Source organism: Priestia sp. P5, from assembly GCF_029522155.1.
GTDB classification, from domain to species: Bacteria; Bacillota; Bacilli; order Bacillales; family Bacillaceae_H; genus Priestia; species Priestia megaterium_E.
On the sequence record NZ_JAKWFJ010000002.1, the window covers coordinates 200,427 to 216,260 of the forward strand.

The window sequence follows — 15,834 nt, forward strand, 5'->3', positions numbered from 1 at the left end:
GACGAACACTACAGGGGGAAAAGCGGAAGCGACGAGGAGGCTCATCGGCCGCCCGCGGAAAGCGAAGTCTTGCACAGTAATCAACTGCGGTGTCACAAGCGGTCCGGCTTATGTATCCCATTTGTTTGTCTTTAGATTGGATTCATTTAGTCATGTCTTAACCTCTTTTTTATATTTGATGAATCTTCTCTCCTGAACGAGAGGAGGAAATAAAATTATATGAAATTTATTTTCGTTCATGGTAATATGAATTTAATATAATTTTCTAAAAAGTTTAAAAAGTACAACATTTATAAAGAAAGGTGTCGTGTCTAATGGTAACAGTAGAAGCAGCAGAAAGACAAAACAGCAGCACTGCCCTGCGCCGTGATGTGAAATTTCTCGGTCAATTGTTAGGGAAAGTTCTGGTTCACCAAGGTGGAGAAGAACTGCTCAACAAAGTAGAAAAAATACGCGAAGTGGCAAAATCACTTAGAGAAAACAAAGATGAAGTTATCTATAAAGAAATAAAAAATGAAATCGTTACTCTTGAACAGCCGATGCGCGAGCAGGTTATTCGGGCGTTTGCAGTTTATTTTCATTTAGTTAATATTGCAGAGCAAAATCATCGAATTCGTCGCAGACGGGAATATCAGCAGCAAGAAGATTCTATTATGCAGCCGGGCTCATTGGAAAGTGCCGTTGTTTCCCTTAAAAATAACGGCGTGGCGCCAGACCTAATTGCTAACTTGCTTCAAACTTTATCTCTAGAGCTCATCATCACTGCTCATCCAACAGAAGCCACTAGACGAAGTGTTCTTGATATTCATAAACGAATGGCTGAGCTTCTGAAAAACTTGGATAATCCAACGATAACAAAACGTGAACGTACGGAAATTGAAGAAAGACTGTTTAGCGAAGTATTAACTTTATGGCAAACAAATGAATTGCGAGATCGCAAGCCAACCGTAATGGATGAAGTATCGAATGGATTATATTATTTTGATGAAACGTTATTTGAAGTGCTTCCTCAACTTCATCAGGAGTTGGAAAATTCCTTGCAGGAGAATTACCCAGAAGAAAATTGGAAGGTGCCTAATATTCTTCGATTTGGTTCATGGATTGGCGGAGACCGAGATGGAAATCCAAACGTAACTCCCAAAGTAACGTGGCAAACGCTTGTCAAACAAAGGAAGTTAGCTATTCGTAAATATAAAGAGTCGCTTACTCAATTGAGACAAAGGTTAAGTCAGTCTACAAAAAGAGTTGCAGTTTCAGATAACCTTCTTGATTCTATTAATCAAGAAATATCGCTGCTCCCTGAGAAAAAGCGATGGAGAATCAAACACGAAGTATACCGCTGCAAGCTTACGATTATGCTTCATAAATTAAATTTAGTTGGAGAGTCAGAAGCAGGTTATCAAAGGTCGGAAGAACTTCTACATGATTTATTTCTAATCAAAGATAGCTTGCAAAAGCACCAGCCTCAGGATTATCAGTTAAAAAGCTTATGCAAATTAATTCGCCAAGTTGAGCTGTTTGGTTTTCATTTAGCAACGCTTGATATCCGTAATCACAGCGGAGAACATGAAGCGGCGATCAAAGAAATTTTCCATGCTGTTTCTTTAGCTGAAGATTATTCAGCGTTAACAGAAGAGAAAAAAGTTGAGCTGCTAGGGAAAGTTCTTCAAGATCCAAGACCTGTGATATCGTTTGTAGAGAATTACTCTAGAGAAACGCAGCAAGTAATTGAAGTATTTAACATGATTCATCGAGCACATAAAGAATTTGGAGAAAGATCTATTGAAGTCTACTTAATCAGCATGACCCAGTCTGCAAGTGACTTGTTAGAAGTCATGGTACTCGCCAAAGAAGCGGGCATTTACCGCCTTCATGCAGATGGCCGCATTGAAAGTAAGTTAAATATAGCTCCGCTGCTTGAAACGATTGATGATCTCACAGCGGGTCCTAAAATCATGGAACAGCTATTTCAATTAGATTTTTATCGTGAGCACTTAAGGAAACAGCAGGATTTGCAGGAAATTATGCTTGGCTACTCAGATGGAAGCAAAGATGGAGGAACGCTTACTGCTAATTGGAAGCTCTACAAAGCGCAGCAGGAAATTCATGATATGGCGAGGAAGTATCAAGTTCGTCTGAAGTTTTTCCATGGCCGAGGCGGCTCACTAGGCCGAGGCGGTGGACCGTTAAACCGAAGCATTTTATCTCAGCCTGTTGAGACGCTAGGAGACGGTGTGAAAATTACAGAGCAAGGAGAAGTTCTTTCTTCTAGATACTCTTTATATGACATTGCCTACCGAAGCCTTGAACAAGCGGTCTCAGCTCTTCTTACAGCGGCAGCAAATGTTTCTCAAGAAGCTGAACAATGTGATATTCGTACACATGAATGGGAAGAAACAATGGACGAGATTTCAACTGCTTCTTTACGTAAGTATCAAGAGCTTGTTTTCAAAGATCCAGACTTTTTAACGTACTTTAAACAAGCTACACCTCTTCCTGAGCTGGGGGCTTTAAATATTGGGTCACGTCCAATGAGTCGAAAAGGAAGTGATCGTTTTGAAGACTTGCGAGCAATTCCGTGGGTATTTGCATGGACGCAAAGTAGACAGCTGCTTCCAGCCTGGTACGCTGCAGGTACGGGCTTACAGCATTTAGTAGAGAAATCCGGAGATATACAGCTTCTTCAGCAAATGTATAAAGAATGGCCATTTTTCCGCTCGACCGTCGATAATCTGCAAATGGCCTTAACAAAAGCAGATTTAATGGCAGCAAAAGAATACACGGAAATGGTACAAGATCCGGTTATTTCAGAGCGGATTTTTACCGCCATTAAAAAAGAGTATAATCTCACAAAAGAAATGATTCTTCAAATCACAGGTCAAAAAGAATTAATGGATCATCTTCCTACAATTAAAGAATCTATTAAGTTACGAAATCCGTATGTGGATCCTCTAACATTCTTACAAGTTAAGGTCATTTCCAAGCTGCGTGAAGATGAGGCTGGAACGTTAAATGAAGAACTTTTAAAAGAAGCGTTATTAACGATTAACGGTATTGCAGCAGGGTTGCGTAACACAGGCTGATGATACCAAAAGACACCTCAAGAAAATAAAAGAGGTGTCTTTTGTTTATTATTCTCACATAAAGAACTGCCTTTCAGTTCCCTCTCTTTTAAAGAGAACTTCTGCCTGCGAAATAGGCATTGAGAAAAATCAATGATAGAATAGAGAAGGAATGGAAATATTCTACAAATGGGTGCGGGTGACGGGATAACTAGATTGAATATGGAGGACGAGGACAATGGTAAAGAATTCGCAAATCTTCATTGAAGCTGACTCCGAGAATTCTATATTTATTGGACTGGAATTTTGTGAGTATACACAAAAAATGAATCCTACTTGTTTGTCCAAACAGCATATAAATGTGTTTATTCATCCAGAAGAACTCACTGTGGAATTTAAGAAAACAAAAAGTGATAGAACTATCGACGATTTTCATCTGATGCATATCGTTCCGGTTCATTGCTTTAATTATTTATTATGTTCGATTTCGCAAGGTATTGTTACAGATGTTCAGCTGAAAGCGGTCGGTCATCAAGGAGAAACGTTGTTTGAAGAAAATCTTACATTGAAGTTTCATGAAAAAGCGACGGATTATGAAGAAACCCTCTCATTTTTCAAACATTTAAATCAAGAAATACAAAAGCATACGAAAAAATATACAGCCAGTTATATGAGCTCATAATAAAGCAAGCTGCGGTTTTTAAAACCGCAGCTTTTATTCGTTTAACCAAAAAAATTATGTTAGAGATGCTTACAAAGCAAGAGATTTTTCAATGGGAAATTGATAAAGTAAAAATAAGAGAAATCAGTGGACAGAAAAGCTTTTAGCGGCTGGCCGCTCTTTATTCAATATATAAGGGTTAGGTTTTAAGGTTAAAAAAATAGCGATGAATACGTATTGTCATTGTAGATGAAGTGCTAAGGTCGCTCTATCTGCAATCATGTAGAATCTTCGCGCGCTTATAGTCTGTTTTACGGAACGAAAAAGCTGCGGAATTAGAAGAACTCCTTCTATTTCTGCGGTTTTTTTTATAAACAAGAAACAAATTCACTTATCGTACGGAGGCGATGCAGATGATTAAAGATTTAGTATTGGCTAAGGAATGGCTGCCTGCAGCTTATTCCCATGATTTAACGGATCAGCCCTTGCAAGTAACGATTTTAGAAGAGCGGGTTGCGCTTTTTCGCACAACTAATGCCATTAAAGCGTTTAAAGATTTGTGCATCCATCGCGGTGCAGCGTTATCTCTTGGAAAAGTGGTAGATGATTGCATTGTGTGCCCTTATCACGGATGGAAATACGATGAAGCCGGGGCTTGTGTGAAAATTCCACAACAGCCGCCGGGAAGAGCTATTCCTTCAAAAGCAAAAGCACAGGTATATGATTGCGTTGAAAAGTACGGGATTATATGGGTGAAGATGAACAGCGAGGCAAGTGATACTCCTTTTCCTCAGTATGACGAATACCTTAACCCCGGATTTAAAACGGTTTTCGCCAACCCTCATACTCTGCAGGCAGCAGCTCCTCGTGTAGTAGAAAACTTTTTAGATGTAAGCCATTTGGCTTTTGTTCACGAAGGAAGCCTTGGACACTCGGACTACGCCGAAATTCCTGATTATAAGGTACATTGGAAAGATAACCGATACGTTTCTGATGAAATCGCTGTGTACGCAGATGCAGATGGTACGGGTAACTTTGCAACTATTTATTATACTTTTGAAATTCTTCGTCCTACCGTTGCAAGGTTGAAAAAAGTGAACTACGAAACGGGTGAAATCTTTTCGATGCTGTTTGCGGTTTTACCTGAAGAGGAAAGAAAGTCGACCGTGTTTGCATTGGTTTCTAGAAACTATTCGTTTGATGCACCTGATCAATATTTCCGTGATTTTCAGCAGCTTATTATTGAACAAGATACTAGCATTGTAGAAAGTCAAAAACCGGAAGAGCTGCCGCTTGACTTACAAGCAGAGCTTCATTTGAATCCGGACCGACTGAGTATTGCCTATAGAAGATGGCTCGGTGATTTAGGAGTGACCTTTGGAAGTGACATAGGAACAAGGTTAAAAAAAGCTGCTCAATAAAAAGAAGAAAGGAGTCTCCTTTCTTCTTTTTTATGTATGTTCACGGATAAGCTGCTGATAGCTATTAAAAAGGGTAGGGTATGTTAAGCGGCTTAATATGACGCAGGAAAGCGTAGCAGACGCTAGAATAGTAAAAACGATAAGCAGCTGGAATTTGACAGCTTGTATCGGATCTGCCCCTCCAATAATCTGGCCTGTCATCATACCCGGAAGTTGAACGAGTCCAATTGTTTTTTGACTTTCTACAGTAGGAATCATGCTAGCTTTGATTGCGGCATTTAAAATACTATGAATAGCTTGTTTAGGAGTGCCGCCAAGCGCCAGAATCAATTGAATTTCGTCTCGTCTTCTATTTACTTCAGCATCTAACCGATTTAAAAATAAATTGGCCAAAATCATCGAATTTCCAATAATCATACCGCTGACAGGAATGACATATCGCGGAGTAGCAGGGATGATATGTAGTCCGAGCATAACGCTTTGGGTCAGGATTTCTACAATAAAAAGAGTGACAAATACACGAAAAAAAGATTTAAATCCCTGCTTTTTTTTCTTTACAACATTTTGGGAAGCGACCGTCAGCATAAGGAATAGAATGAAAATCATAAAAGCAGGGTGATTCGCGTCAAAAATAAAGGATAAAACATATCCTATCACTAACAGCTGAACGGCTGCTCGAATACTGGCAATGATAATATCTTTTTCGAGCCCTATACGAAAAGATTTTGATAAAAAAAGAGCAATAAAAACAAAAACAATGGTAAAAATCAGTGAAAGTGAACTCATAGAAAGGCTCCTTCAATAAATTGTTTTGTTTCAGCTTTTACAGGAGCATGAAAAAAGGTCTCCGTCTTGGCTTTTTCTACAATCACTCCGTTCATTAAAAGCCAGACTTCCTCTCCTAAACGTTTCGCTTGATCTAAATTATGGGTAACCCAAATAATCGTTTTATTCTGCTCTTTATGTAAATGAGAAATAAGCTGCTCAATTTCATGAGCAGAAGTAGCATCCAAAGCGGAAGTGATTTCGTCTAAAAGTAAAAGGTCAGATCCGTTCGACAGCGTGCGCGCTAATGATAACCTTTGTCTTTGACCACCGGATAAATCTCTTGCATCCTGCTCTAACAAGTCAGGGGAAAGGCCGGTTAAGGCACAGAGTTCTTCAGGCATAATATTCTGTTTGCCATGCAGTTTTTGAACAAGCATCATATTATCTCGCACTGTTCCATCAATAACAGGAGCCGATTGAAAAGCGATGCCCACTTTTTTTCGTAAATCAGAAATATTCCATTTGCTAATGTCTTTACCGTATACTTCAATACTTCCTTCGTCAGGTGCAGAAAGTAAATTGCACATGGAAAGAAGGGTACTTTTTCCGGATCCTGATGGTCCTACCATCATGACAAGCGAGCCTTGGGCCACTGTACCCGATATGCCTTTTAAAACACTATGTTCTTTATCTTTAAATGTTTTATGAACGTCGGTAAATGTAATGGCAGGTATTGAATTGAACGTGTTCATAGTAACTCCTTTTTTATTCGTTTTGTTTATTGTAGCATAAGCGAAAGTATAAAAAGTTATTGGATGATATAAAAAAAGCTGTGAAAAATCACAGCTTTTAAACAGTTGTATTCACTTTTTGGCTGGCTTTTAAGGCATAATCTAAATCTTCAAGAAGATCGTCGATTGCTTCTGTTCCAACCGATAGACGAATGAGTTCTGGCGTCACGCCGGAAGCTTTTTGTTCATCTTCAGATAACTGTTGATGAGTGGTGCTTGCCGGGTGAATAATGAGTGACTTAGAGTCGCCGATATTGGCTAAATGAGAAAATAACTGAACCGAATCAATTAACTTAGCCGCAGCGTTTTTTCCTCCTCTTACGCCGAAGGTTAAAATTGCTCCTTGCCCTTTAGGCAAGTATTTTTGTGCCAAAGAATAGGAAGGGTGGGAAGGAAGCCCCGCATAATTTACCCAGTCTACTAATTCATGCTGCTCTAAAAATTTCGCTACCTTTAATGCGTTTTCGCTGTGACGCTCTAATCGCAGATGGAGTGTTTCTACCCCTTGAAGGAGTAAAAAGGAATTAAAAGGTGATAAAGCAGCTCCAATATCTCGTAAAAGCTGAACGCGCGCTTTTGTAATATAAGCAGCTTCACCGGCAGCTTCTGTGTATACGAGGCCATGGTAACTTGGATCTGGAGTTGTTAAGTCTGGAAATTTTCCGCTCGCTTCCCAATCAAATTTTCCACTGTCTACGATAACACCCCCAATTGCTGTTCCATGCCCTCCAAGAAACTTAGTAGCAGAATGAACGACAATATCTGCTCCGAAATCAATGGGACGAAGAAGGTAAGGGCTTGGAACCGTATTATCAATAATAAGAGGAATTCCATGTTCATGGGCAATGTCTGCAACTGCCTCAATGTCTAGCACGTTTCCCTGCGGGTTTCCAACGGATTCAGCATAAATTGCTTTTGTTTTGGAAGTGATTGCACTTCTGAAATTTTCTGGATTATCCGCGTTTACAAATTTGACGGTAATGCCCAGTTTGGGAAGCGTAGACGAAAAGAGGTTATATGTTCCCCCATATAAACTGCTTGCTGATACAATTTCATCTCCTGCAGAAGCGATATTTAAAATGGAAAAGGTAGTAGCTGATTGACCCGAAGCTACTCCAAGAGCACCTACTCCGCCTTCTAACTCAGCAATTCGCTGTTCAAAAACGTCCGTAGTAGGATTTACAATTCGAGTGTAGATATAGCCTTGTTCACTTAAATTAAATAAGGACGCAGCGTGTTCGGTATCTTTAAATCCAAATGAGCTTGTTTGATAAATAGGTACGGCACGCGAAAAAGTAGCGGGGTCAAGCTGTTGGCCAGAATGAATGGCTTGTGTTTCAGGGCGAAATGGTTTCTTAGCAGACATTGAAACTCCTCCTTAGATATAAAACTTATAAAAAACATAGGAATAATAAACTTTAATCATAATATACGAATTCTATTGAATGATGTCAAATAATAATTAGAATATTTAGAAATTATAAGTAAGATTAATACTGTAATTCAGCGTCAATATATCTCTTTAATTGTTAAAAATACCATAAAAAATATAAAATGTAAGAAAAATGTCAATTAATTTGTATAATTATGTTAGAATATTAGGTGTTTGAGAGTTTCTTAGAGAGAGACGATTTTGCTAGAAAACTTTAAAAAACAGCAAAAGACGGGTCTTAAGAGCTAATAACGAAACAAAATAAAAGGAGTTTGATTATGAGCACAGAAGTTAATGTATCTTCGGAAGTCCAAGAGAAAGGAAAGCCCTCTATTTTTGGTTTTATTACGAGTCCAGTTGGACAGTTTGAGAAAATGAAAAGCAACCCGGTCATTTTGGGACCTCTTTTACTTATCCTCATCTTAACAGCTGCAACAACGATTCTAGCCGTCTATACCCCTCAGGCACAAGAGGCATTACAGCAGCAAAAAGAAGCTGGGATTGAAGTGAATCCTATATTCAGCATGATCAGCGGAACGGTTGGAGGAGTAATTGCAATAGTTGCTACACTGGCATTCACGAGTTTAATTTTGTTTTTAGTTGCAAAGTTAGGGACTGGGAAAACAACATACCACCAAATGTTTAGTTTGAATTTGTTTGTTACGTTCATCACTGTAATCGGTCAGCTAATTAATACGGGCGTCGCTGCATTAGCGCACACTTCAGCGAATGTGACTTCGTTAAATGGACTAGTTGGTGCGAAAGGTGCTATGGGAGGAGTATTTACTTCCATTGAAATCTTTTCTATCTGGGGACTTATTCTGACAGCAGTAGGACTACAAAAAGTGGCAAATGTATCAAAAGCTGCTTCTATTATTACCGTAATTGTTTTATTCATCTTAGGAGCCGCTATTTCAGGAGTTGTAGGAGCTGCTTCAGAAGCGCTTAAAGGAGCAGGGTTGTAAATGAAAAAAGGAATAATTATTACAGCAGTAACAGTGGTTATTGTTGCGGTTATTGGAATTAATGTATATCGTGCACAAAGTGTAAGTGGTAAAGCAGTCAATGTTCAAATGACAAATCTAAAAGAAAAAAAGTTAAGAAATACAGTTATGGTTCCCGGTACGTTAAAGCTTGCTGATGAGCAGTACGTCTATTTCGACGCTGAAAAAGGCGAGGTTGAACGATTTCACGTAACAGAAGGATCTCGTGTACAGCAGGGAACCTCTCTTGTAACATACGAAAGCGATACGCTTGATTTAGAGCAAGAACAAAACAAGCTAGAAAAAAAATCCAGTCAGCTGCAAATTGACTCAGTAAGCAAACAGCTTTCTAATTTAAATAAAAAACAAAAAGAATTGGAAAAAGAAATGAGTAAGCAAGAAGCGAGAGATCAAATCGATACAGAGCGTACGCAGCTCAACCTCGATTTAGAAACGGCTAAAATTGATTTAGAACGAAACAAACTAGAAACCAAATCAAATGCTAAAAAAGAACGTAATTTAGAGGTAACGAGTGATATTAATGGGACGGTGCTAGAAGTAGATAAAGAAGCGGTTAATAACACAAGTGACGTTCAAAAACCGCTTATACATATTGGTAATACCGATGAATACTTAGCTACTGGCGTGCTGTCTGAGTATGATGCATTAAAAATTAAAACCGGTCAAGCTGTCAAAATTACATCAGATGTTTTGCCTGATAAAGAATGGGCAGGGAGCGTCAAACAAATTGACTATCTACCTCAGCAGCAGGCATCAGCAGAAGCCGGCAATGATGCGGCTAATCAATATCCAGTTGAAGTAAAAGTAGATGACCAGGATATCACGATGATTAAGCCGGGATTTAAGCTGCTGCTTGAAATTGAAACAAGCAGTAAAAAAGCTTCATCACTGCCGATAAAAGCAGTTGTAAATGAAGACGGAGAAAAATATGTATACGTAGTGAAAGATAAGAAGGCGGTTCGTAAGGAAGTAAAGATTGGAGAAACAACAAATAAATTTATTGAAATCAAAAGTGGCGTAACTTCTAAAGACAAAGTCATTACAAATCCTTCAAAGGACTTAACTGACGGTGCGGAAGTGACTGTTCAATGATTGAACTTGTAAATATTCATAAAAGTTATCATCTGGGCAAAGAGGAAGTGCCGATTTTAAAAGATATTAATTTGAAGATTTATGACGGTGAATTTGTTGCGATTATGGGACCTTCTGGCTCAGGTAAATCAACGCTAATGAACATTATCGGTTGTTTAGACCGCGCTTCTTCAGGCTCCTATTTATTAAATGAACAAGAAATCTCCACTTACAGTGATGAGCAGCTGGCAAAAGTAAGAAATATTCATATCGGTTTTGTTTTTCAGCAATTTCAGCTGTTGCCGCGTTTAACAGCGGTAGAAAACGTAGAGCTTCCAATGGTATACGCCGGCGTAACGCGTAAGGAAAGAAGAGCCAGAGCAGAAGCTGCGCTTGAAAAAGTAGGGCTGAGTGAACGGATGAAACATTTACCGAGCGAGCTATCAGGAGGGCAAAAGCAGCGCGTTGCTATTGCTCGTTCTATTGTTAACAATCCGACGCTTATTTTAGCAGATGAACCAACAGGAGCTCTAGATACAAAAACAAGTGCTGATATTATGGAGCAATTTTCTCAGCTTAATGCAGATGGTACAACGGTTGTAGTCATTACCCATGAACCTGAAGTGGCAGAATACACATCGCGTACAGTTATCGTTCGTGACGGTAAAGTGTTAAGTCATAGCGATAAGGAGAACGATAGCTTATGAGTTTAATAGAAAATATGCGTATGGCTCTCTCTTCGGTTCTTGCTCATAAAATGCGCTCTATTTTGACGATGCTTGGTATTATCATTGGCGTAGCGGCTGTTATTATCGTTGTAGCCATTGGTCAAGGCGGAGAACAAATGATTAAGTCGGAAATAACAGGAGCAAGCAATACAGTTGATGTATATTATCAGCCTCCTGAAGACGAGATGCAAGCTGATGACCTTTCAATGACGGGTGAGCCTATCTTTACAGAGGATGATATTAAAGCTCTTTCGACTATTCCCGGAGTGAAGAATGTGGTGGCTTCTAGCTCAATGGGAATGGGGGTAAGATATAGAGACAAGGAATCTGATACGACTGTTAATGCTATTAACGAAGGATATATTGAAGTTAATCAGCTGGAAGTTTCAAAAGGAAGAATGTTAGACAGCTCTGACTTTTTATCAGGTAATCGAGTAGGTGTTATCACAAGCGATATGAAAAAAGAGTTATTTGATAAAAAAGAAGCCCTTGGACAAGTAGTATGGGTTCAAGGACAGCCTATCAAAATTGTTGGTGTGACAAAAAAGCCAACGGGGTTTTTGGCATTTGAAATACCAACTATTTATATTCCAGATAATACGTATAAATCAAGCTTCGGTAAGCTTGACTACACAAACCTTAGCGTTCAAGCAAAAAGCTCTGATCAGCTAAAAAAAGTAGGCAATGACGCAACGGATTTGTTAAATAACTTGCATGATGCGGAAGATGCTTACCAAGTGCAGAACTTAGAAGAAATAGCAGATAGTATTGGAAATGTAACGCGCATTATGACCACAATTATTGGTTCAATTGCAGGAATTTCACTGCTTGTTGGAGGAATTGGCGTTATGAACATTATGCTGGTTTCTGTAACGGAACGCACAAGGGAAATTGGGATTCGTAAAGCACTAGGCGCATCCAAAAGACAAATTTTAACTCAGTTTTTGATTGAATCCATTACGCTCACGCTTATTGGTGGTTTGCTTGGCATTGGCCTCGGTGCAGGCGGGGCAGCTCTTGTTTCATTATTTGCTGGATGGCCATCATTAATTTCGTGGCAAGTAGTGCTCGGAGGAGTATTGTTCTCCATGACGATTGGTATTGTATTCGGTATGCTTCCTGCAAATAAAGCGGCGAAGCTAGATCCAATTGAAGCATTAAGGTATGAATAGAGACATTCATTTGCATGTTTTTATTTCAAACTGACGAAAAGCTTTCCAATCATTTTTGAAAAAGCGGACCATTATATGATCCGCTTTTTCTTATTTGTCACTTACTAATATTGATGCGGGCTACGTTGATAATATCGTGTATTTTTTCCACTAGATTAAGCATGAGAAATCCATTTCCTTCGGAGCTTTTTCGATATCCAAGAGGAAGCGTCCTTCTTACAAGTTGAGCATAGATTTCAGCTTCAATTAAAGAGCGTCCAAATTCTTTCTCACATAAATTAATTAATAGTGCTACAGCTCCTGCAACGTGGGGAGTTGCCATAGAAGTTCCTGAAAGCGTAGCGTACTTACCTTCTAAATAAGTAGAGATAATGTCAACACCAGGTGCGACCAAGTCTACTTCTTCATTAACATTGGTAAAAGGAGCTAAGTCTAGGTTGCTGTCTACGGCTCCTACTTGAATTACTTCGTTGTAACTTCCTGGGTACGAATATTCAAGTGTTTCTTCGCGGTCATCGCCTTCGTTTCCAGCTGCAACAACGACAGAAACATCTTTATTAACAGCATCTTGAACAGCTTTGTGCAGTTCTGGAACGTCTTGTGGTCCCCCGAGTGACATGGAAATAACTCGTGCTCGCTCATTGTTAGGACCGCGCCATTCGACGGCGTAGTTAATAGCGTCAATAATCCATTCGTAATTTCCCGATCCTTCACCGGTAAGTACTTTTAAGCTGAGAATTTTTGCTTTGGGTGCCACTCCTACTACCCCTTCATTGTTGAGCGCAGCAGCAATGGTACCAGATACGTGAGTACCATGCCCATTATTGTCTTCAAATATAGAAGAATCTCCATTATGATCGGAAGTGAAATTTCTTCCTCCGATAATACAATCTTTTAAGTCAGGATGATTTGTGTCAACACCAGTGTCGATAACTGCAATTACAATGCCTTCCCCTTGATTGCTTTGTTCCCAAATAGACGGCGCTTGAATTAAGGTTACTCCTTTAGGCGTTTCGTTTGTTGAGTCGATAATCGACTCAATTGTATAAGGAATTAATTTGACTTGTAACGGTTGTTGAGTCATAGTCATCCTCCTTAAAATGAATTCCATAAAAATGGAAGTTGTTTAATTATAAATTCCCAACTATTGCTATAAATTAAACGCTTTTTATGGGATTCCTTTCTTTTTGAATAAAAAGACTCATAAAAGATGTGAGAAGAGGAAAAAAGACCCTAAAGACAAGCCCTACAAAGATTTTTAATGTTATCTGTGTATTCGCTTTTAATGTTTATCTCACACTATAGAAGAAAGAAACTCCAAGAAAAATAACATAGGACCGGTGACTTTTGATATAATTACGAACGGTATGACATTCTCAAAATACATGATATTTATAAATATACATTAATTTGCAAATTACGAAGGGGCTGAGGATAGTGTCAACTTTAACGTCTCGATCCGTCATCAAATGCGGAAAGTATGAACTGAATTATGCGGACCGTACGCTTATTATGGGGATTTTAAACGTAAACCCGGATTCATTTTCAGATGGCGGAAAATACTACGATGTAGATAAAGCAGTTGCTCATGCTGAGGAAATGGTGAAGCACGGAGCAGACATCATTGATATCGGAGGAGAATCAACTCGTCCTGGTTATACAAGAATTAGCGATGAAGAAGAGATTAAACGGATTGTGCCCGTTATTTCTGAAGTGGCTAAGCGCGTAGAGGTGCCGATTTCTGTAGATACATACAAGTCGGAAGTGGCCAAGCATGCGCTAGAAGCAGGAGCACATATTATTAACGATATATGGGGCGCAAAGGCTGATCCCAAAATGGCTCAAGTTGCAGCTGACTATAATGTTCCTATTATTTTAATGCATAATCGCCATGAGCCCAATTATACAAATCTGATTACAGATATGATAAGTGATTTGGAAGAAAGCATATCAATTGCAAAAGCTGCAGGAGTTCGAGATGATCAGATTATTTTAGATCCAGGCGTTGGCTTTGGAAAAACGGCTGCGCATAATGTAGAAGCGATTCAGCATCTAGATCAGCTGACGAATATGGGCTATCCCGTGCTGCTTGCTACTTCTCGTAAAGGATTTATTGGACAAATAGTCGATGCTCCTCCTACGGAAAGAATGGAAGGAACTGCAGCTACTGTATATGCAGGGATTGCACAAGGAGTTCAAATGGTTCGAGTTCATGACGTATTAGAAATCAAACGTTTTGTAAAGATGGCAGATGTACTGGTAGGAAAACATACATTTCAGTTTTAATAATCATTTAAGCAGACGCGTAAGCGCTGCTTTTTTATTTTCCTTGATTTCTCCGGATAGAATACATGCTTTTAGATAAATTTAAGTAATATGAAGGTTGTAAAAATGGAGGTTGAAAATGAGGGCGGTAACGTATCAAGGACCTAATCAGGTAAAAGTAGCAGAAGTAGAAGATGCGAAGTTAGAGAAAAAAGATGACATTGTCATTAAAATAACGTCAACCGCTATTTGTGGTTCTGATTTGCACTTATATCAAGGAAACATGCCATTGCCTCACGGTTATATTATTGGTCATGAACCAATGGGAATTGTGGAAGAAGTAGGACCGGATGTTACAAAAGTAAAAAAAGGAGATCGCGTTATTATTCCATTTAACGTAGCGTGCGGACAGTGTGCGTACTGCAAGGATGATTTAACGAGCCAATGTGATAATTCTAATCCACATTATGATTCTGGCGGCTATTTTGGATATACTGAAAAGTTTGGAAATCATCCAGGAGGTCAAGCTGAATATTTAAAAGTGCCGTTTGGGAATTTCACACCGTTTGTGATTCCAGAATCGTGCGAATTAGAAGATGAATCGCTTCTTTTTTTATCAGATGTGCTTCCAACTGCTTATTGGAGTGTAGAGCATGCGGATGTTAAAAAAGGAGATACCGTTATCGTACTCGGCTGCGGGCCAGTGGGATTAATGGCTCAAAAATTTGCTTGGATGAAAGGTGCCAAACGGGTTATCGCAGTAGATCATGTTCCATACCGAATGCAGCATGCAAAGAAAATGAATGCCGTAGAAACCTTTGATTTTACAGAATACCCAGATATGGGGGAGCATTTAAAAGAAACCACAAAAGGCGGAGCTGATGTGGTGATTGACTGTGTAGGTATGGATGGCAAAAAGTCGCCTCTTGAATACATTGAACAAAAATTGAAACTTCAAGGTGGAACGCTCGGGCCTATTCAAATTGCGACAAAAGCCGTTCGTAAATGCGGAACCGTCCAAATCACCGGGGTATACGGAAGCAACTATAACAGTTTTCCGTTAGGAGCATTTTTTGCTCGAAATATAACTCTCAAAATGGGGCAAGCTCCTGTCATTCCAGTTATGCCGAAATTATATGATCAAATTGTAAAAGAAGAATTCGATCCAAAAGAAATCATTACTCATAAAGTCGCTTTAGAAGACGCAGCTAATGCTTACAAAATCTTTAATGGTCATCAAGATAACTGCATTAAAGTCATTTTAAAACCTTAAAATGCCATTTCTATTAGGTGAAGATTCCTGAGCAGTGAAGCTCGGGAATTTTTTATGTATATAAAGTGGCGGAGGAAAATAATGCACGATTGGATGGTTGATTTTACATAATTTAGCTTTATGATAGAAAGAGAAGATATAACGCTTTCATATTCTGATTAAATCGTGCTGCTTAAAATGAAATAA

The 15,834-nt window shown here is 39.0% G+C and carries 13 protein-coding genes; 9 read left to right on the top strand and 4 right to left on the bottom strand.

The window, feature by feature from the left end; genetic code table 11:
* The first annotated feature begins 314 nt into the window (after nucleotides 1–314).
* From ppc to MMB69_RS17905, 3 genes are all read left to right on the top strand, one after another.
* Nucleotides 315–3,083 carry a phosphoenolpyruvate carboxylase gene (gene ppc / locus MMB69_RS17895; protein ID WP_221786083.1) on the top strand — a complete coding sequence of 923 codons (2,769 nt, stop codon included), beginning with the start codon at nucleotides 315–317 and terminating at the stop codon, nucleotides 3,081–3,083.
* Between the two features lie 217 nt (nucleotides 3,084–3,300).
* Complete coding sequence (locus MMB69_RS17900) at nucleotides 3,301–3,744, top strand: hypothetical protein (protein WP_221786082.1); 444 nt, start codon at nucleotides 3,301–3,303, stop codon at nucleotides 3,742–3,744.
* Between the two features lie 392 nt (nucleotides 3,745–4,136).
* The gene (locus tag MMB69_RS17905) at nucleotides 4,137–5,144 is read left to right on the top strand and encodes an aromatic ring-hydroxylating dioxygenase subunit alpha (protein WP_221786081.1); all 1,008 of its coding nucleotides are present in this window, start codon (nucleotides 4,137–4,139) and stop codon (nucleotides 5,142–5,144) included.
* Between the two features lie 30 nt (nucleotides 5,145–5,174).
* Here MMB69_RS17905 and MMB69_RS17910 read toward each other — a convergent pair whose 3' ends face one another.
* The 3 genes from MMB69_RS17910 to MMB69_RS17920 form a co-directional block, all read right to left on the bottom strand.
* Entirely contained in the window at nucleotides 5,175–5,930 is a 756-nt protein-coding gene (locus MMB69_RS17910; RefSeq protein ID WP_221786080.1) for an ABC transporter permease, read from the bottom strand.
* Nucleotides 5,927–6,664, bottom strand: a complete 738-nt coding sequence (locus tag MMB69_RS17915) for an ABC transporter ATP-binding protein (RefSeq protein ID WP_221786079.1) — start codon at nucleotides 6,662–6,664, stop codon at nucleotides 5,927–5,929. Before MMB69_RS17915 ends, MMB69_RS17910 begins: the two co-directional genes overlap by 4 nt.
* Nucleotides 6,665–6,761: 97 nt before the next feature.
* A complete protein-coding gene (locus MMB69_RS17920) occupies nucleotides 6,762–8,069 on the bottom strand; it encodes a homocysteine synthase (RefSeq protein ID WP_221786078.1) in 1,308 nt (435 codons plus the stop codon).
* Nucleotides 8,070–8,413: 344 nt separating this feature from the next.
* On the opposite strand from MMB69_RS17920, the gene yknW reads away from it, so the two are divergent.
* Genes yknW through MMB69_RS17940 form a run of 4 tightly spaced genes read left to right on the top strand, consistent with a single transcriptional unit; the run spans nucleotide 8,414 to nucleotide 12,110 of the window.
* Complete coding sequence (gene yknW, locus MMB69_RS17925) at nucleotides 8,414–9,100, top strand: YknW family membrane protein (RefSeq protein ID WP_277448120.1); 687 nt, start codon at nucleotides 8,414–8,416, stop codon at nucleotides 9,098–9,100.
* Nucleotides 9,101–10,231: an efflux RND transporter periplasmic adaptor subunit gene (locus tag MMB69_RS17930; RefSeq protein WP_221813054.1), complete on the top strand. Its 1,131-nt coding sequence runs from the start codon at nucleotides 9,101–9,103 to the stop codon at nucleotides 10,229–10,231.
* Nucleotides 10,228–10,917, top strand: a complete 690-nt coding sequence (locus MMB69_RS17935; RefSeq protein ID WP_057241411.1) for an ABC transporter ATP-binding protein — start codon at nucleotides 10,228–10,230, stop codon at nucleotides 10,915–10,917. Before MMB69_RS17930 ends, MMB69_RS17935 begins: the two co-directional genes overlap by 4 nt.
* Nucleotides 10,914–12,110 carry an ABC transporter permease gene (locus MMB69_RS17940; protein WP_277448122.1) on the top strand — a complete coding sequence of 399 codons (1,197 nt, stop codon included), beginning with the start codon at nucleotides 10,914–10,916 and terminating at the stop codon, nucleotides 12,108–12,110. Before MMB69_RS17935 ends, MMB69_RS17940 begins: the two co-directional genes overlap by 4 nt.
* A 97-nt stretch (nucleotides 12,111–12,207) precedes the next feature.
* Here the strand turns inward: MMB69_RS17940 and MMB69_RS17945 are convergent, their stop codons facing one another.
* Nucleotides 12,208–13,194, bottom strand: a complete 987-nt coding sequence (locus MMB69_RS17945; protein ID WP_277448123.1) for a S8 family peptidase — start codon at nucleotides 13,192–13,194, stop codon at nucleotides 12,208–12,210.
* A gap of 353 nt (nucleotides 13,195–13,547) precedes the next feature.
* On the opposite strand from MMB69_RS17945, the gene folP reads away from it, so the two are divergent.
* A complete protein-coding gene (folP, locus tag MMB69_RS17950; RefSeq protein ID WP_277448124.1) occupies nucleotides 13,548–14,396 on the top strand; it encodes a dihydropteroate synthase in 849 nt (282 codons plus the stop codon).
* A gap of 118 nt (nucleotides 14,397–14,514) precedes the next feature.
* The gene (locus MMB69_RS17955; protein WP_269870478.1) at nucleotides 14,515–15,648 is read left to right on the top strand and encodes a zinc-dependent alcohol dehydrogenase; all 1,134 of its coding nucleotides are present in this window, start codon (nucleotides 14,515–14,517) and stop codon (nucleotides 15,646–15,648) included.
* Nucleotides 15,649–15,834: the final 186 nt, after the last annotated feature.